Source organism: Thiovibrio sp. JS02, assembly GCF_053485635.1.
On the sequence record NZ_CM130715.1, the window covers coordinates 2692047 to 2717215 of the forward strand.

Consider the following 25169-nt stretch of genomic DNA (forward strand, 5'->3'; position numbering starts at 1 on the left):
GCCATTGTGCCCGCCGCGCCTGCTCCCCCATCGCGGGCAACAGCGGCAAAGGCATTCTCCCGCCGCAACTGCCTGTTGCCAAACAGCAGAAATTGTTGCTATAGTACTATACAAAATTTCTAGTCACAATAGGGCATTGGCCCTGTTTGCCATGAAAAGAGCCCCTACGATTTCCGTCAGGGAAAACGAAAAAACGGCGCACTGACCCTGCCCTGTGCACCCGGCAATGCCTTTCCCGCTTGCCCATGTGCGTGCCGTTTCCGAGACAAGACAAAGGTTGCGGAGTACTGCCGGTGATATTTTCCATTGAAGAGTCCATCCAGAAATTGAAGATCGAGATTCTTTCCCAGGATTGGAGCCTTTCCCAAAAGAAGATCGAGCCGCTTGAGGCCGCCTTCACCTGTCTCAAGAATCGATTCAAAACCAGAAAAAACGCCCACGCGATTCTGACCATGGCGGACAGCGTTCTGCAGTTTGCCAAGAAGCGCGAAGCCCCATTGCCCCCGGAATTCATCGATTTTCTCAAGGAAACCATGGCCCATGTGGTCAATATGTACGAAGAAAGCAAGTTTGACCCGGAAAGGGACGAGGATCTCTTCAAAAGGGTTTACGCCAAATTCAACAAGCTCAAGGAAAAGGTCCGGGAAGAAAAAAACGGGGGGGACGCATCCGCGTCGCTCCGGCCCCCTGATGAATCAGCGCAAGCCGGAGTAACGAAGAGTGCCAACGATCCTCTTCGCCACGAACGCGAAGCCGTCTCCCCGCCGCCTTCCGCCCCTGCCCGGAAAACCCCCGCCCCGACCAAGGCGGCGCCGGAGTCGAAAACCTTTCTGCCCCAGACCGGCGCCCGGGTCCACAAGGTGAGCATCGGCGACCTGAGCATCGGCGTCCTGGCCGAGGATATTGCCCTGCTCAAGCCGTTGAAACCGAAAAAAAGAAAAAACTACATCAAGAACAGCCAGATCCCGCTCAAGGATCTGGGCGGGATCTTCCGCAGCCTCTCCGGCCAGCTGCAAGGCTCCCTGGCAACGCTCAAGGAGAGCCGGCTCAAAAAACTGGTCCTCCCCCTGGTGATCCCCAGAGGCATGGGCCTGCCCGCCATTCCGGACGAAGAGGCGGCCGCGCTTCTCGTCTTAAGCCACGCACAGTGGCACGGGGTGATCCTCTGCCGGCATGCCGAGGAGAACGCCAGGGAGCTGGTTTCCTTTGCCAAGGCCAAGAACGGCGATATTGCCGGCATCGCGAAAATCGCCGGGGAAACGGAACTGCCGCTGCTCAATGCCTATCAGATGCTCGAACGGGAGGGATTTCTCTCGGTGCCGGACTAGAAGCACCCGGAAAAACGCCCGGCACCTGAACACTCAGCAGGCGGCAGGCTGCCGGAAATTAACCCAAAGAGGGCTTTCGCATGGAAAACAAACGCAAAAACAGCAGAGTGCCGTTTCAGGCGACGATCAGCCTGGATTTCCCGGACCGGAGCCATGCCGAATGCGAAACCGTCGACTTGAGCCTCAAGGGCGTTTTTGTTGTCGGCGTCACCAGCCAGAAGGTCGGCGACCGCTGCCTTGTCTCCCTCCGACTGGCCGGCTCCACCAGCCATCTTACCCTGACCATGAAAGGCACGGTTGTCCGGGTTGAAAAAAACGGTCTGGCGCTCCATTTTGAGGAGATGGATCTGGACAGCTTTTTTCACCTGAAAAATATCCTCTATTACAACTCCGGGGATCCGGATCGCCTGGACGAGGAACTCGGCGAACAACTGGAAAGCGCCCGACGCGACAGCTGAGCAGGGGCCGAAAAAACACCACCAAGGCAACGGGAACGACCATGGCCATAATGCAGCTCACCATCATCCCCCTGGGCACACAAACTCCCAGCGTCGGGCAATATGTGGCGGACGTCCAGAAAGCCCTGCTGGATCAAGGACTTGCCTTTGAACTCACCGACATGGGGACCATCGTCGAAGGAGAGGCGCAGGAGCTTCTTGCCCTGGCGGCAAAGCTGCACGCCCTGCCCTTCAGCCGGGGCGTACAACGGGTGGTGACCCAGATTTCACTTGATGAACGCCGCGACAGGCCCGTGCACCTGGGCGAGAAGAAAGCGGCGGTACAGGCCCGGCTCGGCTAAAACTTTTTCTTACCGGTCAAACCATGCGCACAACTCCGAAAGACTCCCACAACGCCCGCCGGATACGGAAAGCCCCGTTTGCCGTCCTGACCTTCTTTCTCCTGCTCTGGCTGATCGGTGTCGCCACCGGCGAACCGGGCCGGGTCATGGAACAGGCCATCCAGGTCTGCCTCAGCTGTATCGGGATCGGCTGAGATGGAAGCGGTCAGAAAATGGTTTCAGGTCGTTGTCGCTTTCCTCCTGAACAGCTCCTGGACCTTTCCCTTCACCCGAACCATCTACCAGGGGCCGCTCAAGGTTATCTGCGCCCCTGGCCTCAACTGCTATTCCTGCCCGGCCGCCACCACCTACTGCCCAATGGGTTCCATCCAGCAGTTGATGGGCAATCTCCGCTTCGCCCTGGAAAACGGCCAACACTATTTCGGCTTTTCCGTCATCGGCATCATCGGAGTGCTGGGCGGCATGTTCGGCAGAATGATCTGCGGCTGGGCCTGCCCCTTTGGCTTTATCCAGGAGGTGCTGCACAAGATCCCCACGCGGAAATTCCGCATCCCTCGCATTCTCTCCCATGGCAAGTTCATGTTTCTCGTCATGTTTGTCTTTGTCCTGCCCCTGGTGCTGGTGGATGAATTCGGCGCCGGCAACCCCTGGTTCTGCAAATTCGTCTGTCCGGCCGGAACCCTTGAGGCGGGCCTGCCGATGATCCTGCTGCAGCCCAACCTCCGCAACTCATTGGGGCTTTTATTTCTGAATAAATTTGTTATACTGATTGCATGTTTGGTGTGGGCGATCTTCTCAAGCCGCCCATTCTGTCGCACCATGTGTCCATTGGGCGCCTTTTACGCACTGTTCAGCAGGGTCAGGCTGATTCGCCTTCACCTTGACGAAACCAAGTGCACCAACTGCAAAGCGTGTCACCATGTCTGTCCGATGGGTGTTAAATTCAATGAATCCCCGGACGACACGGAGTGCATCACCTGCCTGGCATGCATGAACAAAGCCTGCAAGTTTGACGCCATCTCGCTGGAAATCGGCGGGATTCCCCTGGCAGTATCGGAAAAGAAACTGTCTTCAACCCGCTAGCCGCAAGGCTCCAAAAACAAGCACCGGGAGGCTTTCCATGATCCGGCGACTCTGTTTAGGGATCGTTTTTGTCATTTGTTTCACCGCAAACGCGCACGCCGAGATGGTGAGCATCGCCCCCCCCAAGGTCAACATGCGTTCCGGGCCCGGGGAAAACTATGCCATCCTCTGGGAGATCGGCAGGGGCTACCCCCTAAAGGTCATCGCCCGCAAGGGAAACTGGCTCAAGGTTGCCGATTTTGAAAACGATGTGGGCTGGGTTTACAAAAAACTGGTTTCCCGAGAGGCTCACCTCATCGTCAAAAAGGAACGCGTCAATATCCGCAGCGGCCCGGGCGAAAAATACCGCCTCGTCGGCAAGGCCAACTACGGGGTGGTGCTCAAGACCGTCAAACGGGGGAAGGGCTGGGTGCGGGTCAGGCACGAAAACGGCCTCACCGGCTGGGTACTCCGTGACCTGCTCTGGGGGTGGTGACCCCTGCCACCGTGTTCCGGCGGAAAATCGTCGCTTGAAACCGTGACGAGGCCCATGAATCCGCGGCCGTTTCGCATCGAATTTGTGGACACGATGCTCCCTGTTGTTTTAAAATCGTATATTGTTGCAATCAACGGCACGACAAGACTTGCGGCGGACAAGGAGAGAGGCATGGTAAGAATCATCGAATGGGATCAAAAATTCTCCGTGGGGATCAAGGAAATCGACGACCAGCACAAAGTGCTGACCGAGATTCTGGACGATCTTTACAATGCCATGCTCAAGGCCAAGGGCAGGGAGGTGGCCCAGGCCACCCTCGACCGGCTATTTACCTACACCAAAACGCACTTCACCACCGAGGAACGCCTGTTCAAAAAATATTGCTACCCCGAGGAAGAGAAACACAAGGCCGAGCACGAGGCCATGCTCAAACGGCTCAATAAATTCCAAAGGGAATCCAAGGACGGCAAAGCCATCAGCGTTGACCTGATGCTGTTCCTGAAAGGGTGGTTCATCGACCATCTGCAGACCACCGACCATCGTTATGTGGAATTTTTCAAGCAGAAAGGGGTGTCGGATCTGCACTGAATCCTCATGTTCTTTACGGCCGGGAAATTCATGCCCGGCTCAGAACTCCGCCCCCCGCTCAGAGGGGAAGCCGGTACCGTTTCAATTTTTTGAGCAGGCCCTGCCGGGTTAAGCGGAGCAGTTCGGCTGCCCTTGTCCTGTTGCCGCCGGTTTTCCGCAAAGCCTGCTCAATGAGGGAAACTTCAAGATTCCGGACGGCATCGGGCAAGGAATAGCCATGTCGCTCCCTGCTTGTTTCCCGGCCCGGCCGGCCGCCGGCGGCAAGAAGCTCCTTGGAGCACTTCTCCAGGGGAATAACCGCCCCATCGGCGGTGAGCGCCACCAACCGCTCCACCTCCCGCCGCAACTGTCGGACATTGCCGGGCCAGCCATACTCCTCAAAGGCTTGCAGCACCTCATTGGAAAACCCCGCCACCTTCTTGCGAAAATGTTTGTTGATCTGGCCGAGAAAAGAAACCGCCAGGGGGACGATATCCTCACGGCGCTCGCGCAGGGGCGGGATATTGATCTCCACGGCAAATAAACGGAAATAGAGATCCTCCCGGAAGTTGCCCTTTTCCTTTTCCGTGAGCAGATCCTTGTTGGTGGCGCTGATCACCCGGAAATCATAGGTGTGGAGCTTGCTGCTGCCCAGGCGGGCTCCTTCCCCCTCCTGCAGGGCCCGCAAAAATTTAGGCTGGATCAGCAGCGGCATATCGGCAATCTCGTCAAGAAAAAGGGTGCCGCCGTTCGCCTCTTCAAAACGCCCCTCCCTGGCCTGATCCGCCCCGGTGAAGGCACCCTTTTCATAGCCGAAAAATTCGCTTTCCACCAGCCCCTGCGGGATGGAGGCGCAGTTGACCGCGATAAAGGGTCGATTTTTTCTGCTGCTCATTTCATGGATCAGACGGGCGATCAACTCCTTGCCCGTGCCGTTTTCCCCCTGCAGGAGGACATTGACCGGCGAGGCGCTTATCTCCCTGACAAGGGCCAGAATGTCCTGCATGGCCTGGCTCTCGGCCACCAGCAGATTCTCTTTCAACAGGCGAAAATCAAGCTCCTCCACCTCCCGATTCACCTGTTTTGAGATGCGCAGGATTTCCTGATTGAGGATGATACTTTCGATGGAAATGGAGAGGTAGTCGGCCACCTCTTCAAGCAGCATCAGATCTTCGGGGCCGAAGCCTTGGCCGGCACCCTCCTTGTTCAAAACTTGGATGGCGCCGGTGACCCCATGGCCGGTTAAACTCTTGATGGGGGCGCAGACCATGTTCCTGGTGACAAAGCCGGTTTCTTCGCCGACCTGGGCATGAAAGCCCTTCTGCCCGCTGAGATTGTTCTCGATGACGCTCGCCCCGGAAGAGATGACCCGACCGACCACGCTCCCTTTTTTGGGAGGCTCGATCTCCCTCTCCTCGATGCCGGTGCCGAAAATGGAACAAATCCGCTCGGTTCCCATCTCGATGATGAAAATGGTGCACCGCTCCGCGCCAAGCAATTTGGGCAGGGTTTTCACGAAAAGCTGCACAAAGGCCCGGTAGTCTTCCACGGTCCAGGCCTGCGTGACCTGGGTCAGACGCTGCCGGAGCAGGGCCAATCTTCGGCGCGGATCAAGGGATTCGCCCAGGCGCAAGGTCTCGGTGGGCATAAAAGCAAACCTCGTTCACAGTGGAGTAAACTTTATTGACACATCCATTGCCATCATATCGCAACTACTTTCCCCTGTCAAAAGAAGATGATCCCCAGCCTCCCCGTAGAAGTACCGGCCCGGGCTCCGCAAAATCACCGTGCGTGGTGTAAACTTTATTAACATATCTTCTCCATCAATCCCAGCGACACCGAGCCGGCCACATCTTGGTAACACCCTAAAACAAAAGGGAATATTAACAAAATAAATATTATTCTCTTCCTTGGCACCATAGTTGCTTTACAGGAAGACAACAGCCGCTCACAGGAAAGGGATGAAGCGGCCCCTGAGCCACGATTTTTTTTGCAGGAGGTGATTTATGAGTTCCGCCATACGGTTTTGCCTCTTTATCGCCTTTATTTTTTTCCTCATCTCCTTGCACACACCGGAAACCCGCCATGCGATGACAGTGGGCAATGTCCCCCAGGTCCTTCAGGAAGAGGCATCCCCGGGGGGAACCATGGTGCAGGATCCGGCAGAGGTTCCCATGGGGCCCAGGTAATTTCAGGGAACCATTGGGCGGGAAGTTGCGTTAAAAAAAACATACAGTTTCATCCCGGTTTTTTTCTCCAAACGGGCTGAAAAAGGAAGAGGGACAAAGGCGTGGTGTTGGAGGGTGGGTCGGTTTTCCTCCCCAGGTTTTTCCTCCACAATAAACTTTCTCTCCAACTCGGCGCTCAATCTTTCTTCCAACCTCCACAAATTCAAGGCAAGGCCTGAGGGGGGCCTTGCCTTGAATTTTCTCCGTTTTCTCCCGGCAAACACCGCCAGCACGTCATTTCTCAAGCATTTTCCCGTCCCAGACCGGTCATGCCTAACGACAGCGGAAAAATCACCAAACCGCTCACCCGAAAACCAGTCGCTCCTGGTCTGGATAACCGGTGCAAAGGCAGACAAAAAGGAAAATGATTCCGGAAAGGGGGGACGAGGCGCCGTGGAAAGCACAGAAAAAAAGCCGTTACGCAAATCATGCATAACGGCTTTTTTTCTTATACAAAATGGCGGAGAGAGAGGGATTCGAACCCTCGGTAGAACTTGTGGTCCTACACTCGCTTAGCAGGCGAGCACCTTCGGCCTACTCGGTCATCTCTCCGAAAGTGGGTTTTCATTTTTTTTTGGCGGAGGAAGTAGGATTCGAACCCACGGTACTTTCGTACAACGGTTTTCAAGACCGCCGCCTTAAACCGCTCGGCCATTCCTCCGTAAGGTCCGTCAGTTATGTACCATTTCAAAAATGCCCTGTCAATGCCTGATGGCTTGACCGCAAGGCCAAAAAATCGCAGACCCTTCAGGGCATTGGAATCGGCACCCCGCAAAAACCGTTGGCATCCTGTTCTTTCTGGCGAGGCCACCGACAATCAGCAGCCTGTCGGCCCGTTTTTCGAGGGGCTGACAGGGAAGCAGCCGGAGAGATCCGCAAGACAGACGCTATAACAACGCGGCGTCCAGCGCATCGGCGAGCTTGGCCACCCCGATGATCTCGATCCCCTTCAGCCCTCCCTTTGGCACGTTGGCCAGAGGGATGATCGCCCTTTTAAAACCATGCTTCACCGCCTCACGCAAGCGCTCCTGCCCGCTGGGCACCGGCCGGATTTCGCCGGCAAGGCCCACCTCGCCGAAAACAACCAGCTCGGCGGACAGCGGCTTATTCCTGAGGCTGGAGAGCACTGCCAGAAGCAGGGCCAGGTCGGCGCTGGTTTCGGAAACCCGCACCCCACCGACAACATTGACGAACACATCCTGATCATAGGTGGCGATGCTGCCGTGCCGGTGCAAAACGGCCAGCAGCATCGCCAAGCGGTTCTGTTCGAGACCCACCGTGACCCGGCGCGGGTTTTCGCTGTGGCTGTCATCCACCAGGGCCTGCATCTCGACGAGCAGCGGCCGGCTGCCCTCCCAGATCACCATGACCACGCTGCCCGGCATGGCTTCGTCGTTGCGGGAAAGAAAGATGGCGGAAGGGTTCTTCACCTCCCTAAGCCCCTTGTCGGTCATGGCGAAGACTCCCAGCTCATTGACCGCTCCGTAGCGGTTTTTCACGGCCCGCATCACCCGGTACCGGGAGTCGCCCCCCCCTTCGATGTAACACACCACGTCAATGATATGCTCAAGCACCCTGGGCCCTGCCAGGTCGCCGCTCTTGGTGACATGGCCCACCAGAAAGATGGTGGTGCCGGTCTTCTTGGCGAACTGGGTGAGCATGGCCGCGGATTCCCGCACCTGGCTGACGCTGCCCGGCGCGGACTGGCTTTCCGCCATCTGCATGGTCTGGATGGAGTCGATCACCATGACCTGGGGCTTTTCCTGACTGGCCGTGGCGCAGATATCCTCCACCTGGGTCTCTGCCAGGAGCAGCAGCGCCTGGTCCGGAAGGCCGAGCCGCCTGGCCCGCATGGCGATCTGCTGCAGCGACTCCTCGCCGCTCACATAGAGCACCTTTCTGCTCAGGCTCAGGTTGCAGCAGACCTGAAGAAGCCCGGTGCTCTTGCCCACGCCGGGGTCGCCGCCGATGAGCACCACCGACCCCGGCACCAGGCCGCCGCCCAGCACCCTGTCCAGCTCGCCCAGGCCGGTGGAAAAACGCGGGGCATCCTCCATGCGCACTTCGGCCATGGTATGCACCGGCGCCAGGTTGCCGGCATAGCCCCGAAACCTGCCCGGCCTTGCCGGCATACTGTTCTCTTGCTCGCCCAAGGTATCCCAGGCGCCGCAACCGCCGCACTGACCGGCCCATTTGCCAAAGACCGCGCCGCAGGCGGAACAGAGATAGGAAATCTTTTCTTTTGCCATCATTGCGATCCGGAAAGATGATTGTTCGCTTTCGCGCCATGCTCGGACAGGGCCGCCCGCACCGTTTCCGCCAGCCCCCGCATGGTAAGAGGCTTCATGACAAACTGGCCGACGCCGAGCTCTACCGCCTTCTCCTCGCTGATCGTCGCGCTGTAGCCGGTGCAAAGAACCACCGGGAAGCCGGGCCGGACAGCACGGACCTCCTGGATAAGATCGATACCGGAAATATTCGGCATGGTCTGGTCGGTAACCAGAAGATCATAATCCTGCGGATTGCGCTGGAACTCCTCCAGGGCCTCCACCGGATCGGTTTTTGCCGTCACCCTGTACCCCAGGCCGGAGAGCATGGCCTTCCCCATTTCGGCAATGGCCTGCTCGTCGTCCACAAAAAGAATCCGTTCCTGCCCGAAGGGCAGCCCCCCCTCCTGACTGCTTTCCCAGAGGACGCCTTCCCGGGTCTGGGGCAGATAGACCTCGAAAACCGTGCCGCGCCCCACGGAACTCGCCACCTTGATCATGCCGCCATAGCTCTTGACGATACCATGCACCACGGCAAGCCCCAGCCCGGAACCCTTGCCCACCTCCTTGGTGGTGAAGTAGGGATCAAAAATCCGCTGAAGCAGCTCCGGCTCGATGCCGCAGCCGGTATCGCCGACCCGCAGCAGCACATAGCTTCCCGGACCCATTGCCGGCTCCCCGACGAGATCGGCATCGCCAAGTTCGACGTTTTTGAGGGTCACGGTCAGGATGCCTCCCTTTTCCTCCATGGCATGGAAGGCGTTGGTGCAGAGGTTGACGAGAATCTGATGGATATTGGTGGGATCCCCCAACACGGCCCCTGTTTCCGCGGCAATCTCCTGCCGGATCTCGATGGAGGTGGGCAGGGAGGCCCGCAGCAGCTTGAGGGCCTCCTTGACCAGGAGCTGCAGAAAAATGGGTTTTCTCTCCTGTTCGTTTCTCCGGCTGAAGGCGAGGATCTGCTTCACCAGCTCCTTGGCGCGCATGCCGGCTTTCAGCACCTCCTGGATATCGGCCTTGGCCTCCTCCAACCCGCTGGCCGGCAAACACCGTTTGGCGATCTCCGCGTAGCCGATGATGGCGGCGAGAATATTGTTGAAATCATGGGCAATCCCTCCGGCCAGGGTACCGATCGCCTCCATCTTCTGGGCCTGACGCAACTGCTCCTCCAGCTGCTTCTTGCCGCTCACATCCCGGCAGATGGTAATGACCTCCGGGCCGGCATCTCCCTGCACCACGGTGGCGTTGATCTCCACCGGGGTCACCTTGCCCCCGGCATCCACGTAATCGATCTGCAGATGCCGGATGGCGCCCAGGCTGTAGCATTTTTTTATCGCTTCCCGGTTGCGGCGCAGATCATGTTTCGCCGTCCACTCCGTGACACGGCGCCCCAAAATCTCGGCTTGCCGCGCATGGCCGCTCAGGCGCACATATTCATCATTGGCGTCACGCACCCGCCCCTCGCTGTCGATGATCACAAAACCGGTGCCGGTCGTCTCGATGAGAGCCCGGTATTTTTCCTCGCTTTTGCGTACCCGCAGATCCGATTTCTTTCTCTCCGAGACATCCCGGACAATGGCGACCAGATGCTGCCGGCCCCGGCGCATGATGCTGGTGCCGGTCAATTCCGAGAGAAAGGAGGTGCCATCCTTGCGCAGCTCGGTTGTCTCGCCAAAGAAAAATCCCGTTTCCCGCGCCTCGGCAAGGAAACCGGCCCAGATCCGCCTGGAATCAGGATGGGCAAAATCATGCACCGCAAGGGCGGCGAACTCCTCGTCGGAATAGCCATACTGCTTCCTGGCCGCCGGGTTCACCTCGACGATCCGGCCATCGGCCGCGAGGATGATCAGGGCATCGGCGATGTTGGTATAGATCGACCGGTACTGCTGTTCTTTTTCCCGCAGCTCATCCTCGATGAACCGCCGCTCGGCAAGCATATGGTTTGCGGCGTCAGCCAGATGCCGGAATTCCTTGAAGGCGAGCATTTCCGAATCCAGCTCTCCCCGGCCATGGGTCGCCTTGTCAAAAAAGCTTTCAAAGGCGCCGAAGGAGCTCTGGATCTGCCCCGCCATTCGCCTGACCAGAAAAAGACCAAAGCCCATGGCGGCAATGGTCAGGAGTACGACCAGACCGACGACCCGAAAAATTTCCCGCTGCAGCCCCTGCCGGGCAGCCACGACGTCCGCCTCGATATCATCAAGATACATGCCTGCGCCGACATACCATTGCCAGGCAGGCACTCCCTGTACATAGCTGATTTTCAGATGATTGCGCTCTCCGCCCAGTTTCGGCATCACATACTGCAGGAAGCCTCCTCCTTTTTTAGCCAGGCCGATAAGCTCCTCGACGACCTTGACGCCTTTGGCGTCGGTCATTCCCAGCGCATTCTTCCCTTTGGCCGGATAGGTGAGGGAATGGCCGTCCCATTGTCCGGCAAAGACATAACCGCCCTTGCCAAAACGAATGCTTTCCACCCGGGCGAGCACTTCCCCCTTCACATCCTGCTCCATGTCATCCAGGTATTCGCCTGCGCCGATGAGCCAGTCGAGCTGCGGGAAATAGGCAATGAAGGAAATCTTCTCAAACTCCTGGCCGGCAGGTCGGCCCGGCTTGGGCCAGCGGTAGGAGACAAAACCCTCTTCCCTGCTCCTGGCAAGGGAGATCATCTCCCTGATGACAAAGGTTCCCTCCTCATCCTGCAGGGTGAGCAGATTTTTCCGTTCAAGCTCGGGTCTGGCCGCGTGAAGTTGCACGGTGCCGTCCATGGAGAAGATGAAAAAATAGCCCCGGTCCTTGCTGAAGCGCAATGGGCGCAGAGCTTCCCGCAGGATGGCCTCAAGCTCCTTCCGGTCATGGATCCCCCGGTTTACCCCGTAGAGATGGGAAATGAGGCCATGGGCCTGCCGGACTTGCCCGGCAAGTTCACGGCGCACCCGCTCTTCGATCTGTGATTTTTTGAAATCGATGTAGGAGATGGCTTCCGCAACCTGGGCCCGAAGCTGCTCTTTCCGCCCGGCAAGCTCCTCGGCCGACAATTGCTCGACCTGCGCGTTGAGGCGCCGATATTCCCGGACGATCTCAAAACCGCCAAGGACAAGCACCAGCGTTGCCACCACCAGGGACATGCTGACCAGTAATTTTCGGGAGATGCTGTTGTTCGGAATCATCGCTTCTCTGCGGAAACGCCCTTTCCCCTCACACCAAGCGGGTCAGAACCTGATTGGCCAGAGCAAGGCCTTTGCCCGTAAGCCACATTGAATCGCGCCCCACCTGGATGAGATCTTGGCCGGTCAATTCAGCTAAAATTTTCCCATAATAGTCCAGCGGCGTCAAACCGAACTGTTCACGCAACCGCGAAAAGGAAACGCCCTCAATCATCCTGAGACCCATGATGACACTCTCGCGGAAACGAGCGGCCAGCGACAAACATTCCGCTTCGGCAAAAGGGGAGATCCCTTTCTGGGCCAGGCCGGAATAGCGGACCGGCTCATTGACGTTTTTCAACCGCAGCCCGGAGAGGCAGGAAACAGCGCCGGCTCCCAAGCCAAGGTACGAACCGTTCCGCCAGTAGTTGAGGTTATGGCGGCAGACAAAGCCCGAGCGGGCATAATTGGAAATCTCATAGCGGCCAAGTCCCTGCCGGGCCAGCATCTCCCCGGTTGTTTCCGCCATGGCCACCACCTCTTCCTCCTCGGGCAGCGCCAGAACGCCGGCCTCGGCCCTCCTGGCAAAGAGGGTCTCCTCCTCAATGGTCAGTTCGTAACATGCCAGGTGTTCCGGAGCAAAATCAAGGGCCGCGGCCAGGGTCCGCCGCCAGTCGGCCAGGCTCTGGCCCGGCAGTCCGTAGATGAGATCGAGATTGAGATTGGCAAAACCGGCCTTGCGGGCCGCCGCGATCGCCGCGCCCGCCTCGGCCGCCGTATGGGTCCTGCCGATGGCGGCAAGGAGTGGATCGGCAAAAGCCTGCACCCCGAGGCTCAGGCGGTTTACCCCCCCCTGCCGCAGCTCGCCGAGATCCCGCTCTGTCACGGCGTTGGGATTGGCCTCCACCGTAATCTCCGGCGCGGCACAAAAATTGAACGAGGAAAGAGAACGCCCGACGAGGCGGGCAAGGGCGCTGCCGCCGTAGATGGTGGGAGTGCCGCCGCCGATGAAGAGCGTGGCGAAAGTACGCGCCTGGCACCAGGGATGCCCGGCCCAGAAATCAAGCTGCTTCTCCAGGGCCGCCAGGTAGTCGGCCGGCGGCTGCCGGCAGGGATAGGAGTTGAAGGAGCAGTAGCCGCACTTGCTCCGACAGAAAGGGATATGCAGATAGAGGCCCGGCGGCTCCTCGCCGCTGGCCGGCACGATGGGAGGCCGGGAGGCAGCGGTCATTCTCAGGCTCCGGCAAGCAGGGGCCGGCTCTCGCGGCGGATCTCTTCCATCAGACCCTGGTCGGCAAAACTGAAAGGCCTCTCGCCGCTGCCCACCACCAGATGATCAAGGAGCTGGATGCCGGCGAAGGCCAGGGCGACGAAAAGATGCCGGGTCAGCCTTTTGTCCTCTTCCGAGGGAGTAAGGCTGCCGGAGGGATGATTGTGGGCGATGACCAGCGAGGCCGCGTGTTTTGCCAAAGCGAGCTTGATCAGCTCCCGGGGGTGTACGGTATTGCTGGCCAGGGTTCCTTCGGCCACGATGACGCTGTCGATGATGCCCAGGGAGGAATCGAGGAAAACCGCCATGAGCACCTCGCGCTTGAGTCCCCGCATGGCATGGATCAGATAATCACCCACTTCGCGGGAGGAACGCAGGTACTCCTTGCCGGCAAGCCGCTGCTTGAGATAGCGCCGGGCCACGGCCTGCACCAGATGCAGGGCAAAGCCGTTTTTCGGGCCGATGCCCCGGACCAGCTCAAGCTCGGCCTGCCCCGCGTCGAGGACCTGGGCCAGGGAGCCGAACCGGGCCAAGAGGGCGCGCGCCTCTTCCTTGCAGTCCTTGCGCGGGGTTCCCAGAGTCAACAGCAGCTCCAGCACCTCGCTGTCGGAAAAGCCGTCAAGGCCGTGACCGAGAAAGCGGTCCCGCAATCGCTGCCGGTGCCCCTCCCCCTTTTTCTGCCAGTCGGTTTTATCCAAAAAAAATCCTCACCGCGCAAAAAAACACCGCCGTCTCACTTGCCAAGCTCCTGGGTGAAGAGGTCGTTCGCCAGCTGCGGATTTGCCTTGCCCTGGGTCTTTTTCATCAGCTGGCCGACGAAAAAACCCATGACCTTGGTCTTGCCCTCCTTGAACTGCTGGGCCTGCTCGGGGTTGGCGGCAACGATCTCCCGGACGATGGCGAGGATCTCGCCGCTGTCGCTCATCTGCACCAGATTCTTCTCCTTGACCACCGCCTCCGGATCCTTGCCGGTGGCCATCATCTCCTCAAACACCGTCTTGGCGATCTTGCCGCTGATGGTGCCCGCATCGACCATGGCGAGCAGGGCGGCCAGGTTTTGCGGGGAAACCGGGCACTGGCTGATGTCCAGGGCCTCCTCCCCCTTCATCAGCCGCATCAGCTCGGTCATCAGCCAGTTGCTCAACTTCTTGCCGTTGGGATAGCCGGCAAGGGCCGCCTCGAAATAATCGGCCAGCTCCCGGGCAGAGGTGAGCACCTCGGCGTCATAGTCGGGCAGACCGAGCTGTTCGACGAAACGCTTCTTGCGCTCGTCCGGCAGCTCGGGCATGGACTTTCTGATCTCCCCAATCCACGCCTCGTCGATCACCACCGGCACCAGATCCGGCTCCGGGAAGTAGCGGTAATCGTGGGCCTCCTCCTTGGAACGCATGGAGTTGGTCACCCCCCGGTCCGCGTCCCAGAGCAGGGTTTCCTGCACGATCTTTTCGCCTTCCAGGAGAAGATCGCGCTGACGGCGCACCTCAAACTCCAGGGCCTTCTGCACGTTTTTAAAGGAGTTCATGTTCTTGAGCTCTGTGCGGGTGCCGAACTCCTTCCGCCCCACGGGCCTGAGCGAGATATTGGCGTCGCAGCGGAAGCTGCCCTCCTGCATGTTGCCGTCGCAAATGTCGAGGTAGCGCAGGATGGCGTGCAGTTTCCTGAGATAGGCGGCGGCCTCTTCCGGCGAGCGGATATCCGGCTCGCTGACGATCTCGATCAGGGGCACGCCGGTGCGGTTGAGGTCCACATAGCTCTTGGGTTCCCGCTCGTCATGGATCAGCTTGCCGGCATCCTCCTCCATGTGGATGCGGGTAAGGCCGATCCTTCTGGTCGCGCCCCCCGCCTCGATTTCCACCCAGCCGTGCTCGGCAATGGGCAGGTCGAACTGGGAAATCTGATAGCCCTTGGGCAGGTCCGGATAAAAATAGTTCTTGCGGGCGAACTGGTTGACCTTGCCGATGGTGCAGTTGGTGGCCAAGGCCATCTTCATGGCATACTCCACCACGGTCTTGTTCAGGACCGGCAAGACGCCGGGCATGCCGAGACAGACCGGGCAGGTGTTGGTGTTGGGCGGATTGCCGAAGGCCGTGGTGCAGCCGCAGAAAATCTTGCTCCGGGTCTTGAGCTGGGCATGGACCTCAAGGCCGATGACGGTTTCAAACTCCATATCGCTTCTCCATAATCATCAAAAAACAGACACAACCCCCTGCGCCGTTCAGTTCTCCTTATGCACCCAGGCCCTGATCCGGGCAAGCTCCTGCTCCCAGCCGGCGCCGATGCGCAGATCTAAAAACATCCGGAAAAGCTGATCAACGGTGCGGACGATCATCTCGTGCAGGCCGATATGCTCAAGCAACCGGCCTTCCACCGCCTCCGCGTCGCCGCCTTCCTCGGATTGGGCCATGGTCTTGGGCGGAGCCACATTGCGGAACTCCATGAGCGTGGCCTTGAAGGAGAGATTCCATTCATACTCGCCCCGGCCCAGCCGGATGCGCGCCTGTTCGAGCTTCTTGCCCATGGCCAGCCCGGTGCGCGCCTCCTGCAGCTCGGTCTGCAGCCCACGGCAGATCAGTTTCTCGTGCGCCTCACCCTCGCCATACTCAAGCATCATGTGCTTTTCAAAGACCACCTGGATGTCCTCGCCCGCCTCGGGCAGGAAAATGGTGCCGCCACGCTCCTCGCTCTTGAACCAGAGCCAGGTGAGAAACTCCTGGCCGATAAAACGCTTCTCGTCGATCAGATCAACTAAATCCATGGATATGCCTCGCAGCTCAAATGAAAACGGTGGGCGTGATATTGGCCAGGGCTTGCCTGCCATCGGCATCGAGCAGGTGTTCGGCGGTGAGATAGGGAACCTGCAGCATGAGGCCCAGGTCAAAGGTCTCCTTGAAAAACTCCTCAACAAGCTCCTGCGCCTTCTGGCTGGTGGAAAAGAACAGCAGCGTGGATTCGGCAAGATTCCAGCAGAGATCGTAGACCGCCGGCACCGGCGCCGCCTTTTTCATCAGCATCAGCTTGACGTTCTCCTTGATCTCCACCCGCTGGGCCCGGCTCAACTTGGGAACCTGCCGCGCCTTTTTCAGCCGCTCCTCCTCCTTGAGACAGAACTTGTTCAGCACCTTGGGCGCGACCCTCCGTTCGTCAATGCGCAGGGAAAGCACGAGATGATCGCCGGCCGCGTAGGAGGCGTAGGCAAAGTCGCTGTCGAACATGTTCAAAACCGAAACCCAGCCCACGGAGCGCTCTTCGTAGCTCTCGTCGATATCGCGGAAGGAATGCCTGGCGATGCGCTCGGCGGCAAACTCCCAGAAATTCGCGGGCAATTCCCCCTCAACCGCATAGCGGACATAACTTGCCGATCTGGCCAGAAGACCCATGGCTCCCTCATCATGTCAAAATAAATAAAACCCGCCCTGCCTTGTCCGGCAGACCCCAGTAAACCTCGAAGATATAGCAGAGATACGCTGGCTCCACAAGCTATTTAAGGGAGGGCCCACGACACGGAAAACAGCAATAATCCCGCAACTTCATCATGATAATAATGCGCCCCCCGGGAAATGGGCCACGACAAAAAAGGAAAAAGAACGCAGCAAACACTTGACACGGAAAAGCGACTATTGTAAAAGAGCATTTCCTAAAGGTTGGGTCGTTAACTCAGCCGGTAGAGTATCTGCCTTTTAAGCAGAGAGTCGCGCGTTCGAATCGCGCACGACCCACCATTAGCCTTATGGACTGAAGTCCCCATCGTCTAGCCAGGTCCAGGACACCGGCCTTTCACGCCGGCGACACGAGTTCAAATCTCGTTGGGGACGCCAAGTATTATCATAGGGAATCAGCTGCCTTCAGCTGATTCCCTTTTTTTTGTTGACCAATCAGCCGAACATCGGGCAACGGGAAAACATCCATGGCCATAAGCGGGATTGCGTTTGCCGGAAGGCTGCCGAGGCGGATGGAACCGAGGCCCGAGGCCAGCTAAGGCCGTTTATTCAGTGGGATAATTCTGATGTTCGACGTGGTAGGCCTCCAGCTCGGTCTTGACGTTTTTCACATCCGTCAAAGCCGCACTGTTATAGGCCTTCACCCGGAACCGATTGAACTGGAGAAGGGCAACGGCGGCCAGGATCCCGATAATGGCGACGACGATCATCAGTTCCACCAAGGTAAAGCCGCAGGCTCCAGATTTTTTCATCGCGTCAATTCCTTAAGGATTAATTTTTTTTTTAATCCTAGCGCGTTCTCCTGGCCCCGGTCAAGGAGTTTAACGATTTGATTTTCCCTAAAAAACAGCCATTGGCCGCCTCCGCCCCGCAGGCCTGCCCGATTCCCCCCCCACCTTGCCCGCGTATATACTTCTGGGGTAGACGCCTGCCAACTATCCAGATACTATAATTTGTAATTCTTTCCAGATGAAGCTTCCCGCGGGCGAGAGATTGCGATGAAAAACGCTGGCGCACAGATTATCCTGATCGTGGACGACTCCGATGTCAACCGCGCCCTGCTCAGAAATACCCTGGGCAAGAGCTACCTGCTCGATGAGGCCGTGGACGGGGAGATCGCCCTGCACAAGGCCAGGGAAATCCTCCCCGATCTGATCCTCCTGGACATCCGCATGCCCAAGCTTGACGGTTTTGAGGTCTGCACCCGCCTCAAGGCGGACCCCAACACCAAAAACATTCCGATTATTTTCATAACCGCCCTCGATGAACCGCAGAATCTCAAGAAGGGTTTTGAAATGGGCGCGGTCGATTACATCACCAAACCATTTTCCCATGCCGAGGTCCTGGCCCGGGCAAAAACCCATCTGGACCTTGCCGCCAGCAGAAAGTCCGTGGAAGTCCAGAACGCCCTGCTCCGCAAGACGGTGCTCGACCAGGAGCTGAACATCGAACTGGCCCGCAAGATACTCAACTTCATCAACAGCAAGACTCCGCGGGCCGTGGCCCTGACCCCGGAAGCCAATCTCTGCGTCCATGTGGTTTCCGCACCCTGCAAGGCAGAGGGCGGCGACCACTATTTTGTCAAGTCCATCCCCGCCATCGCCCCCTCTCCGCGCAACAAAACCATTGTCAGCCTGAAGGATCAGTCTGGTCATTCCGTCAACTGCGTCCTGAGAAGCATTGTCACCGACCTCACCAACAACCTCCTGCTGAACGGCAGCCTTTCCCTTGAAGAGGTGGTCGAACGCCTGAACGACACCATCTGCCAGGCCCAGGTCTTTAAGGAAGACCATTTTTTCACCGGCATCCTCGCTGAAATCGAGCATGAAACCCTGCGGATGCGCTTTATCTCCGCCGGCCACCCCCCTTTCCTGCTGATCCGGGCCGGAGAGATTTCCCCCTGGCCGCCCGCGCCGGAAGGAGGAGGCAATCTGCCCGTCGGCGTGATGGCGGGCGCCAGGTTCGAACCGGCAGAATTGCAGCTGCGGATGGGGGACAAGCTTCTCCTGTATACGGACGGCCTCACCGACCTGCCCGTGCGAAACCAGCAGCAGCCCCTCGCCCTGCCGGACCTCATCAGCCATGTGCGAGGAATACTCAAGGAGCAGCCCGCCATCACCGTTACGGAACTTGTCGAAGTCCTGCTCAAAAATGTCGCCGACGAGGCAGGGGAAGAGCTTATCCCCTTCCTGCGCAACACCTCGGCCGACGACATTACCGTCATCGGCCTGGAGGTTGAGGATATCCGTGCCTGCCGGAGCAAGGAACTCGTCCCGGCCGACTTTGCCTCCATCGACGAAATGATCGACGCCTTCATGGCCGAACTGCGGCCGGCGCTTGCCGAGCACGGCTATGAACACCGCGAATTCCAGATCCAGACCGCGGCCAGCGAGGCCATTCTCAATGCCTGGAAGCATGGGCACCGCAAAAAACAGGATCTCCCCCTGACCGTCCGCTGGCGGTTCGGCAACGACCTCACCGTCGAGGTCCTGGACCGCGGCGACGGCTTTGACCTCCGCACCCTGCCCGATCCCACCGCCAGAAGAAATATCACCGCGGAAACAGGCCGGGGCATTTTCATCATCAGAGAATGCGCGCAGCATGTTGCCTGGCGGGATGCGGGCAGGCAGATCCAGATGATTTTCAACCATCTCCCCTTGAATCAGCTGGAACACGGCAATGAAAGCGGGAAAATGGTCTCCATGCTGGAACAGCTCGGGCATGTCCCTTTTTCCCCAAAAACCTGAGGTGATCGCTATTTTTCCCGCAGCAGCAAACAGAACCGGTGCCGCATGGACATAGACATACTCCAGGAGGAAGCGCGCAGCATTTTTTCCCTTCGGGGCGTGGTGGATGAACGGGGAGCGGAAATCCTGCACAGTCATTTTGATGCCGTCAACCCCCTCATCACCAGAGAGGTTGTCGTCGACTGCCAGGATCTCTCGTATATTGGCAGTTCCGGAATCGGCAAATTTCTTCTGTTATACAAGCGTCTTACCGCCATGGACGGCTCCTTGCGGGTGATCAATCTGCCTCGCAATATCTTCACCATTTTCAAAGAGCTGCGCTTCGACACCCTCTTTGCCATCTCCCAGCGGCAACAGTGAGATGGACCGGACGCGAAAGCATGCGCCTGCCGGCGAACACCCGAAAAGGCAACGGCCTCAGCCTCGTTGCGGTTCTCCCCGATGACCCCTGCCCAGGAATACCAGCAACTCCTTGCCGAGCTTGCCCAAAAAACACGCGCGCTCGCCGCCCTGCTTGCCGACACCCTGCAATGCCGTCCCGGCTGCGCTTCCTGCTGCATCCCCTTTGCCGTTTTGCCCATTGAAGCAGCGGCCATGCGCGCGGCCCTGACCGCGCTGCCCATGGACAGGAAAGACCGGATTTACAGCCAGAGCAAGACGGAAAGCACCCATTGCCCGCTCCTCGTCGACCAGCTCTGCGCGATCTACGGGGCGCGCCCCATCATCTGCCGCACCCAGGGCCTGGCTCTCGCCTATGTGGACGAAGAACGGCAGGCCATTGAGATCTCCGCCTGTCCCGTCAACTTCGGCGACGATTTTGCCTTCCGCGAAGAGCATCTTCTCTTCATGGACCGGATCAACGCCCGCCTCTTCGCCCTGAACGTGGAGTATTGCCGGGCCGAGGGATTGCCTGCGGACAAACGCGTGGCGATTCCGGATATCGCCAGGAAGGCGATTGCCGAATCCGCCTGAAGGGTCAACGCCGCGCCATCCCCTGGAGCGTGGCGGAGACAACGGGAAGTTGCCGCCAGTTGGTGGTGTAGGCAGGGGATTTCCGCTCCTGCCGGTTCTTCCAGCTTCGGGTGAAGCCGGAAGAACCGTATTGCACGGTATCGCGGCCCCATCTGGTGTTGATCCTGTCCACCGCCGCCATGAGCAACAGCCCCTCTTCCCCTTCCCCCGCGAAGAGATCGCCCTGCCGCCGCCCCTGCGGCAGGAGATCCGCAAGAATGACCCCAACTTTCTGGTAGACGAAACCAGGCCGGTAGATGGCCGCAAGACATAGCCTGGCGTGCTTCATCAGTTCCGGGGTGCAGGAGGATGGCGAGGGAAGAAGCACCGTCCTGCTGTTGCCATACTGCCGCCCTCCTTCCCGGAAACGGCTGGTGGCAAGGAAAACCTGCAGACACCCTGCCGCAAGCCGGGACTGGCGAAGCTTTTCGCCGGCAATGGCCACATAGGTCGCCAACGCCTCGGCAAGTTCCGAGAGGGTATGCACCGGCTTGCCAAAGGAGCGGGAACTGGTGATGGATTTTTTGGCCGGCGGCGCCAGGGACAGCGGCAGGCAGGAGACACCGCGCAACTCCATGGCGGTGCGAAGCCCCGTGATGGTGAGCGTTTTCCTGAGCCAGCCATCCTGGCAATCCCTCAGGTCACAGGCCGTCCGTACTCCGCAGGCGGTAAGGCGCCCGGCCTGCCGGTGCCCAATCCCCCAGACATCTTCCACCCCAAGAGATTGCAAAATCCCGTCCAGTTGCGGCTTATCGGGAAGAACGAACACGCCCCCGCACTCCTTGTTTTTTTTGGCGATACGGTTGGCGAGTTTGGCCAGGGTCTTGGTCGGCCCGATGCCGATGGAGACGGGAATTCCCACCCACTGCCGGATGGTGGCGCGGATCGTTGCGGCGATCTTCCCGGCCTCGGCGGCTGAACCGGTTGGCAGCAGGAGAAAGGCCTCGTCGATGGAATAGATCTCGACCCGCGGCTCAAGCGTCTGCAGCACGGCCATGACCCGCTGGGAGATATCGCCGTAGAGCGGATAGTTGGAGGAGAAAACCGCAACACCATGCTTGCGCAGAAAGCCTTCCCGCTTGAAAAAAGGCTCTCCCATTCCGACCCCCAGGGCCTTGGCCTCCTCCGAGCGGGCAATGATGCAACCGTCATTGTTGGAAAGCACCACCATCGGCTTGCCGGCAAGCACCGGGTTGAAAAGCCGCTCGCAGGAAACATAAAAATTGTTGCAGTCCACAAGGGCATAGAGTTGCGGCATGGGAGTCTTGAAGGGCTAAAGGAAAAACGTTCCGGCCTGCGTCGGCAGACCCGTTGCCAAGGAATTTGCCCCATGGGTCAGGGGCAGACCACCAGCATCTGGTTTCCCTTGGCCTCCCCGCAACTGATGAGGATGTCGCCGACCAGGGGTTCCGCGACCTCCCGCGCGGTGAAGGTCTGCCGCTCCTCAAAGGGCAGAACGGAAAAGGACTCCTCCCAGAGGATGCCGGCCGGAGAGGCCGAGACCTCGCAGGTTGTCAGCGAGGAATTATTCTTGAAACTCACCTGGGCACCTGCCTCCAGCACAAAAATTCCGACAGACACCTCTGCGTCGGAAAAGGCCAGCACCAGGCTGTCGACCTTGTTCATGCAATCGGTGGCCTCGACAGGATCATCTCCGCCCTCTCCGGGAGTTTCCGTGGCATCGGCGGTCACATTGGCTTCCTCACCGGCCGCCCCCTGCGCCTCCGCCGCTTCTCCCGCCTGCCGACCCTGGGCAGGCAAAGAGGACACCCCGCCAGCCAGCGCCAGAAAAATACCCAGCACAACAATTACCACCTGTTTTTTTCGCAGCATGGACACCCCCAGCAGAAAAGAATCATTCAACCCCACGGCGCCCCCTTTTCCATCGCTCAGAGAGGATGGATGACATAGGTGGCGACCCCCCATATCTCGCATTCGCCCCCCTCGGGAAGATCCAGGGGCGGATAGGCCGGATTTTCGGCGATGAGACGGCAGCGCTCTCCACTCTTCAGCAACCGCTTGACCGTCAGCTCGCCGTTCAGCACGGCGATGACGACCTTGCCGCTCACCGGCGGGAGCGAACGGTCCACCACCAGGATATCCTCGTGATGGATGCCGGCGCCGAGCATGGAATCCCCGGCCACCCTCACAAAAAAGGTGGCGGGTGGGTTCTGGATGATCAGCTCGTTCAGGTCAAGGGCCCGGTCGATATAATCGTCCGCCGGCGAGGGAAAGCCTGCGGAGACTCCCTCCAGGAACAGGGGCCGGACAATGCGGCCGCCCCGGGAAAAGCCGTAAACGGCGGCAATGGAGGCATCTGCTTTCATGGCTACGCACCTTTCCCCGGCCTAAGAAACGCAGGAGACAATAAAAAAGTTGCAACACCGGCTGACCCATGGTAAAAAAGAATTAAATGAAATACTCAAGCTCATCGTCGATGAACTTGCCTAACTCCATACCCTTTTTTTTCACCATCGCGCAAGCGATGTCCTTTCCTCCCCAAAAAAACGCCGGGCTCACACCCGGCGTTTTTTTTACCCCCCTGCCATGGAGGAAACTCATTCAGTACATCTTGCCGCCAGGCTCTTCTGCACCTCGCCGGGCACCGTCGCATACTCCTTGAAGCGCCGCTTGAAGCTGGCCCGGCCCTGGGTAATGGCCTTGAGCGAGGTTGTATACTTATACTGCTCCGCCAGGGGAGTCAGTGCCTTCAGGATCTGGTACCGCCCTTGGGATTCCATGCCGACGATGATCGACCGCCGGGCCTGGAGATCGCTCATCACGTCGCCCATCAGCTCTTCCGGCACCATGACCTCCATTTCATAAATAGGTTCGAGGATCAGGGGATCGGCCTGCCGAAAGGCCTCCTTGAAAGCCTGGGCCCCGGCAATCTTGAAGGAGATGTCGTTTGAATCCACCGCATGCATCTTGCCGTCAAAAACCATGACCCGCACGTCGCGGACATAGGACCCGGTGATCGGCCCCTCCTGCATCTTTTCCATCACCCCCTTGAGGATGGAAGGCAGATAGCGGGCATCGATCACCCCACCCACGATGCAGTTATAGAAAACGAGCTTGCCGCCCCAGGGCAGGTCGATCACCTCCTTGTTGCGCACATTGAGATCCGCCGGGTCGGGCGCCCCTTCCACATGGGGCTCGATGCGCAGATGCACCTCGGCAAACTGCCCGGAGCCGCCGGACTGCTTCTTGTGGCGATACATGGCGGTGGCCGCCTTCTGGATCGTCTCCCGGTAGGGAATCCGCGGTTCGACAAACTCCACCTTGATGCCGTAGACATTCTCCAGGCGCCACTTCACCACCTGCAGGTGCAGCTCCCCCTGCCCCCAGAGGATCAGCTGCTTCACCTCCGGCGCAAACTCGGCCTTCAGGGTCTGATCCTCGGCCTGCATGTCGCGCAACGCCTCGCTCAATTTCTCATCATCCTTCTTGTCCCTGGCCACGATGGCCGAACGGATACGCGCCTCGGGAAAAACAATGGGGGTAAGGCCGACGCGCAGATCCCGGCCATGCAGGGTATGGTTGGTGGCGGTTGCCTTGAGCTTCAAGGTGGCGCCGATATCGCCGGCCACCAGCTTTTTGACCTGGTTTCGTTCCTTGCCATCCATGATGAAGAGCTGATTGAGGCGTTCACTGTCGCCGGTCTGGTAGTTGAGCAGATCCACCCCCTCGCTCACCTCGCCGGAACAGACCTTGAAAAAGGTGATTTTGCCGAGATAGGGCTCCACCAGGGTCTTGAAGACAAAAAGGACCGGGGGGCCTGCCGGATCACAGACAAGCGCTTCGCCGTCCAGGGTCTGCTCGGGCAGCATTTCGCCGGCCGTCGGGGCCACGTTGTCGATGAAGCCCATCATCCGGCCGCTGCCCATGTTCTTCTTCGCGGACATGCAGAAGATCGGGAAAACCTCCCGGTTGCGCATGCCGATCTTCAGCCCCTTGCGCATCTCGTCCTCGTCGAGACTCCCCTTTTCAAAGTAGAGCTCCATGAGGGCCTCGTCGTTTTCCGCCGCCTTTTCCACCAGCTCGTTGTGCAGCCTGTCCGCCTTCTCCTTTTCGCTTGCCGGAATCGGCAGCTTCTCGGGTTTGCCCCCCGCGGACGGAAACTTGTACATGGTCATCTTCAAAAGATCGACGATGCAGTTGAAGCCGTCACCCTCCTGCACCGGATACTGCATGAGCACGGCGGCGTTGCCGAACCGCTCCGTCAAGGAAGCGACCGCCTCGTTGAAGTTGGCCTTGGCATGGTCCAGCTGATTGATGGCAAAGATGGTGGGCTTTCGAAACTGCTCCACATAATTCCAGATGACCTCCGTGCCCACCTCCACCCCGTACTGGGCATTGATCAGCATCACGCAGGTATCCGCCACCCGCAGGGCGGAGGCGATCTCGCCGACAAAATCATCCAGGCCGGGCGTGTCGATGATGTTGATTTTGTAGTCTCGCCATTCGGTATGCAGGGAGGTGGCATAGACGGAGTTGCCCCGATCATGCTCTATCTCGTGATAATCGGAAATGGTGCTTTTCTCCTCAACGCTGCCGCGCCGCTTGATGAGCCCCGCCTCAAAAACCATGGTCTCGGCCAGGGTTGTCTTCCCGGACCGGACACTGCCGAGCAATACGATGTTCTTGATGTGCTTGTCGTCATAAACTTTCATGCTGGACCACCTCTCTCCCTGATTAGGATTGTCAGCCGCGGCTTGCAACGGAGCCCCACGAAAACAGCCGGAACAGGGCAGGACTCACCCGAAAAGCCCGCCCGTGCGCGAGGCGCATATTACAATCAGGATAGCAAAAAA

At 58.8% G+C, this 25169-nt stretch carries 25 protein-coding genes and 4 tRNA genes; 13 read left to right on the top strand and 16 right to left on the bottom strand.

Translation table 11 applies throughout. The features are described 5' to 3' along the window. Nucleotides 1-293: 293 nt before the first annotated feature. The 7 genes from ACUUL3_RS12310 to ACUUL3_RS12340 all read left to right on the top strand — a co-directional run bounded on the left by ACUUL3_RS12310 (nt 294) and on the right by ACUUL3_RS12340 (nt 4273). On the top strand, nt 294-1328 hold the full coding sequence (locus tag ACUUL3_RS12310; protein WP_448551777.1) for a hypothetical protein: 1035 nt from the start codon (nt 294-296) through the stop codon (nt 1326-1328). 80 nt (nt 1329-1408) lie between these two features. Next, nucleotides 1409-1786 (top strand): PilZ domain-containing protein, encoded by a 378-nt coding sequence (locus ACUUL3_RS12315; protein ID WP_448551779.1) that lies wholly within the window; start codon nt 1409-1411, stop codon nt 1784-1786. Between the two features lie 41 nt (nt 1787-1827). Further along, the gene (locus ACUUL3_RS12320) at nt 1828-2127 is read left to right on the top strand and encodes an MTH1187 family thiamine-binding protein (protein ID WP_448551781.1); all 300 of its coding nucleotides are present in this window, start codon (nt 1828-1830) and stop codon (nt 2125-2127) included. A 23-nt stretch (nt 2128-2150) separates the two neighbouring features. Further along, a complete protein-coding gene (locus ACUUL3_RS12325; RefSeq protein ID WP_448551783.1) occupies nt 2151-2321 on the top strand; it encodes a CD1871A family CXXC motif-containing protein in 171 nt (56 codons plus the stop codon). Nucleotide 2322: 1 nt separating this feature from the next. Continuing rightward, nucleotides 2323-3210, top strand: coding sequence for a 4Fe-4S binding protein (locus ACUUL3_RS12330; RefSeq protein ID WP_448551785.1), 888 nt, complete (start codon nt 2323-2325; stop codon nt 3208-3210). 37 nt (nt 3211-3247) lie between these two features. Next, nucleotides 3248-3685 (top strand): SH3 domain-containing protein, encoded by a 438-nt coding sequence (locus ACUUL3_RS12335; RefSeq protein WP_448551787.1) that lies wholly within the window; start codon nt 3248-3250, stop codon nt 3683-3685. Nucleotides 3686-3856: 171 nt separating this feature from the next. After that, nucleotides 3857-4273, top strand: coding sequence for a bacteriohemerythrin (locus ACUUL3_RS12340; protein ID WP_448551789.1), 417 nt, complete (start codon nt 3857-3859; stop codon nt 4271-4273). Nucleotides 4274-4331: 58 nt separating this feature from the next. On the opposite strand, the gene ACUUL3_RS12345 is transcribed toward ACUUL3_RS12340, so the two are convergent. After that, nucleotides 4332-5900 (bottom strand): sigma 54-interacting transcriptional regulator, encoded by a 1569-nt coding sequence (locus ACUUL3_RS12345; RefSeq protein WP_448551790.1) that lies wholly within the window; start codon nt 5898-5900, stop codon nt 4332-4334. 358 nt (nt 5901-6258) lie between these two features. On the opposite strand from ACUUL3_RS12345, the gene ACUUL3_RS12350 reads away from it, so the two are divergent. Beyond that, nucleotides 6259-6441: a hypothetical protein gene (locus tag ACUUL3_RS12350; RefSeq protein ID WP_448551792.1), complete on the top strand. Its 183-nt coding sequence runs from the start codon at nt 6259-6261 to the stop codon at nt 6439-6441. Nucleotides 6442-6443: 2 nt separating this feature from the next. Here the strand turns inward: ACUUL3_RS12350 and ACUUL3_RS12355 are convergent, their stop codons facing one another. The 10 genes from ACUUL3_RS12355 to rdgC form a co-directional block, all read right to left on the bottom strand. Beyond that, entirely contained in the window at nt 6444-6914 is a 471-nt protein-coding gene (locus ACUUL3_RS12355; RefSeq protein ID WP_448551794.1) for a hypothetical protein, read from the bottom strand. A gap of 24 nt (nt 6915-6938) precedes the next feature. Beyond that, nucleotides 6939-7032: transfer RNA gene (locus ACUUL3_RS12360), tRNA-Ser, on the bottom strand. A 23-nt stretch (nt 7033-7055) separates the two neighbouring features. Further along, a tRNA-Ser gene (locus ACUUL3_RS12365) sits at nt 7056-7141 on the bottom strand. Nucleotides 7142-7367: 226 nt separating this feature from the next. Beyond that, the gene (radA, locus tag ACUUL3_RS12370) at nt 7368-8729 is read right to left on the bottom strand and encodes a DNA repair protein RadA (RefSeq protein WP_448556484.1); all 1362 of its coding nucleotides are present in this window, start codon (nt 8727-8729) and stop codon (nt 7368-7370) included. After that, entirely contained in the window at nt 8729-11914 is a 3186-nt protein-coding gene (locus ACUUL3_RS12375; protein WP_448551796.1) for a cache domain-containing protein, read from the bottom strand. Before ACUUL3_RS12375 ends, radA begins: the two co-directional genes overlap by 1 nt. 28 nt (nt 11915-11942) lie before the next feature. After that, nucleotides 11943-13121 carry a radical SAM family heme chaperone HemW gene (gene hemW / locus ACUUL3_RS12380; protein WP_448551798.1) on the bottom strand — a complete coding sequence of 393 codons (1179 nt, stop codon included), beginning with the start codon at nt 13119-13121 and terminating at the stop codon, nt 11943-11945. A gap of 2 nt (nt 13122-13123) precedes the next feature. After that, entirely contained in the window at nt 13124-13858 is a 735-nt protein-coding gene (radC, locus tag ACUUL3_RS12385) for a RadC family protein (protein ID WP_448551800.1), read from the bottom strand. A 35-nt stretch (nt 13859-13893) separates the two neighbouring features. Further along, entirely contained in the window at nt 13894-15327 is a 1434-nt protein-coding gene (gene gatB / locus ACUUL3_RS12390) for an Asp-tRNA(Asn)/Glu-tRNA(Gln) amidotransferase subunit GatB (RefSeq protein WP_448551802.1), read from the bottom strand. A 48-nt stretch (nt 15328-15375) separates the two neighbouring features. Continuing rightward, on the bottom strand, nt 15376-15915 hold the full coding sequence (locus ACUUL3_RS12395) for a hypothetical protein (protein WP_448551804.1): 540 nt from the start codon (nt 15913-15915) through the stop codon (nt 15376-15378). A 16-nt stretch (nt 15916-15931) separates the two neighbouring features. After that, nucleotides 15932-16537: a recombination-associated protein RdgC gene (gene rdgC, locus ACUUL3_RS12400; RefSeq protein WP_448551806.1), complete on the bottom strand. Its 606-nt coding sequence runs from the start codon at nt 16535-16537 to the stop codon at nt 15932-15934. A gap of 266 nt (nt 16538-16803) precedes the next feature. On the opposite strand from rdgC, the gene ACUUL3_RS12405 reads away from it, so the two are divergent. Next, nucleotides 16804-16879: transfer RNA gene (locus ACUUL3_RS12405), tRNA-Lys, on the top strand. A gap of 18 nt (nt 16880-16897) precedes the next feature. After that, nucleotides 16898-16975 (top strand) — tRNA-Glu (locus tag ACUUL3_RS12410). 167 nt (nt 16976-17142) lie between these two features. Here the strand turns inward: ACUUL3_RS12410 and ACUUL3_RS12415 are convergent. After that, the gene (locus ACUUL3_RS12415; protein WP_448551808.1) at nt 17143-17349 is read right to left on the bottom strand and encodes a type IV pilin protein; all 207 of its coding nucleotides are present in this window, start codon (nt 17347-17349) and stop codon (nt 17143-17145) included. Nucleotides 17350-17595: 246 nt separating this feature from the next. Between ACUUL3_RS12415 and ACUUL3_RS12420 the strand changes: the two genes are divergently transcribed. From ACUUL3_RS12420 to ACUUL3_RS12430, 3 genes are all read left to right on the top strand, one after another. Then, entirely contained in the window at nt 17596-19344 is a 1749-nt protein-coding gene (locus tag ACUUL3_RS12420; protein WP_448551810.1) for a SpoIIE family protein phosphatase, read from the top strand. Nucleotides 19345-19389: 45 nt separating this feature from the next. Further along, nucleotides 19390-19704 (top strand): STAS domain-containing protein, encoded by a 315-nt coding sequence (locus ACUUL3_RS12425; RefSeq protein WP_448551812.1) that lies wholly within the window; start codon nt 19390-19392, stop codon nt 19702-19704. An 81-nt stretch (nt 19705-19785) separates the two neighbouring features. Continuing rightward, nucleotides 19786-20316: a YkgJ family cysteine cluster protein gene (locus tag ACUUL3_RS12430; RefSeq protein ID WP_448551814.1), complete on the top strand. Its 531-nt coding sequence runs from the start codon at nt 19786-19788 to the stop codon at nt 20314-20316. Nucleotides 20317-20320: 4 nt separating this feature from the next. Here ACUUL3_RS12430 and ACUUL3_RS12435 read toward each other — a convergent pair whose 3' ends face one another. From ACUUL3_RS12435 to ACUUL3_RS12450, 4 genes are all read right to left on the bottom strand, one after another. Continuing rightward, entirely contained in the window at nt 20321-21613 is a 1293-nt protein-coding gene (locus tag ACUUL3_RS12435; RefSeq protein WP_448551816.1) for a Y-family DNA polymerase, read from the bottom strand. A 77-nt stretch (nt 21614-21690) separates the two neighbouring features. Further along, on the bottom strand, nt 21691-22188 hold the full coding sequence (locus ACUUL3_RS12440; RefSeq protein WP_448551818.1) for a hypothetical protein: 498 nt from the start codon (nt 22186-22188) through the stop codon (nt 21691-21693). Between the two features lie 56 nt (nt 22189-22244). Then, nucleotides 22245-22682 (bottom strand): LexA family protein, encoded by a 438-nt coding sequence (locus tag ACUUL3_RS12445; protein WP_448551820.1) that lies wholly within the window; start codon nt 22680-22682, stop codon nt 22245-22247. A gap of 231 nt (nt 22683-22913) precedes the next feature. Then, nucleotides 22914-25028 carry an elongation factor G gene (locus ACUUL3_RS12450; RefSeq protein WP_448551822.1) on the bottom strand — a complete coding sequence of 705 codons (2115 nt, stop codon included), beginning with the start codon at nt 25026-25028 and terminating at the stop codon, nt 22914-22916. Nucleotides 25029-25169: the final 141 nt, after the last annotated feature.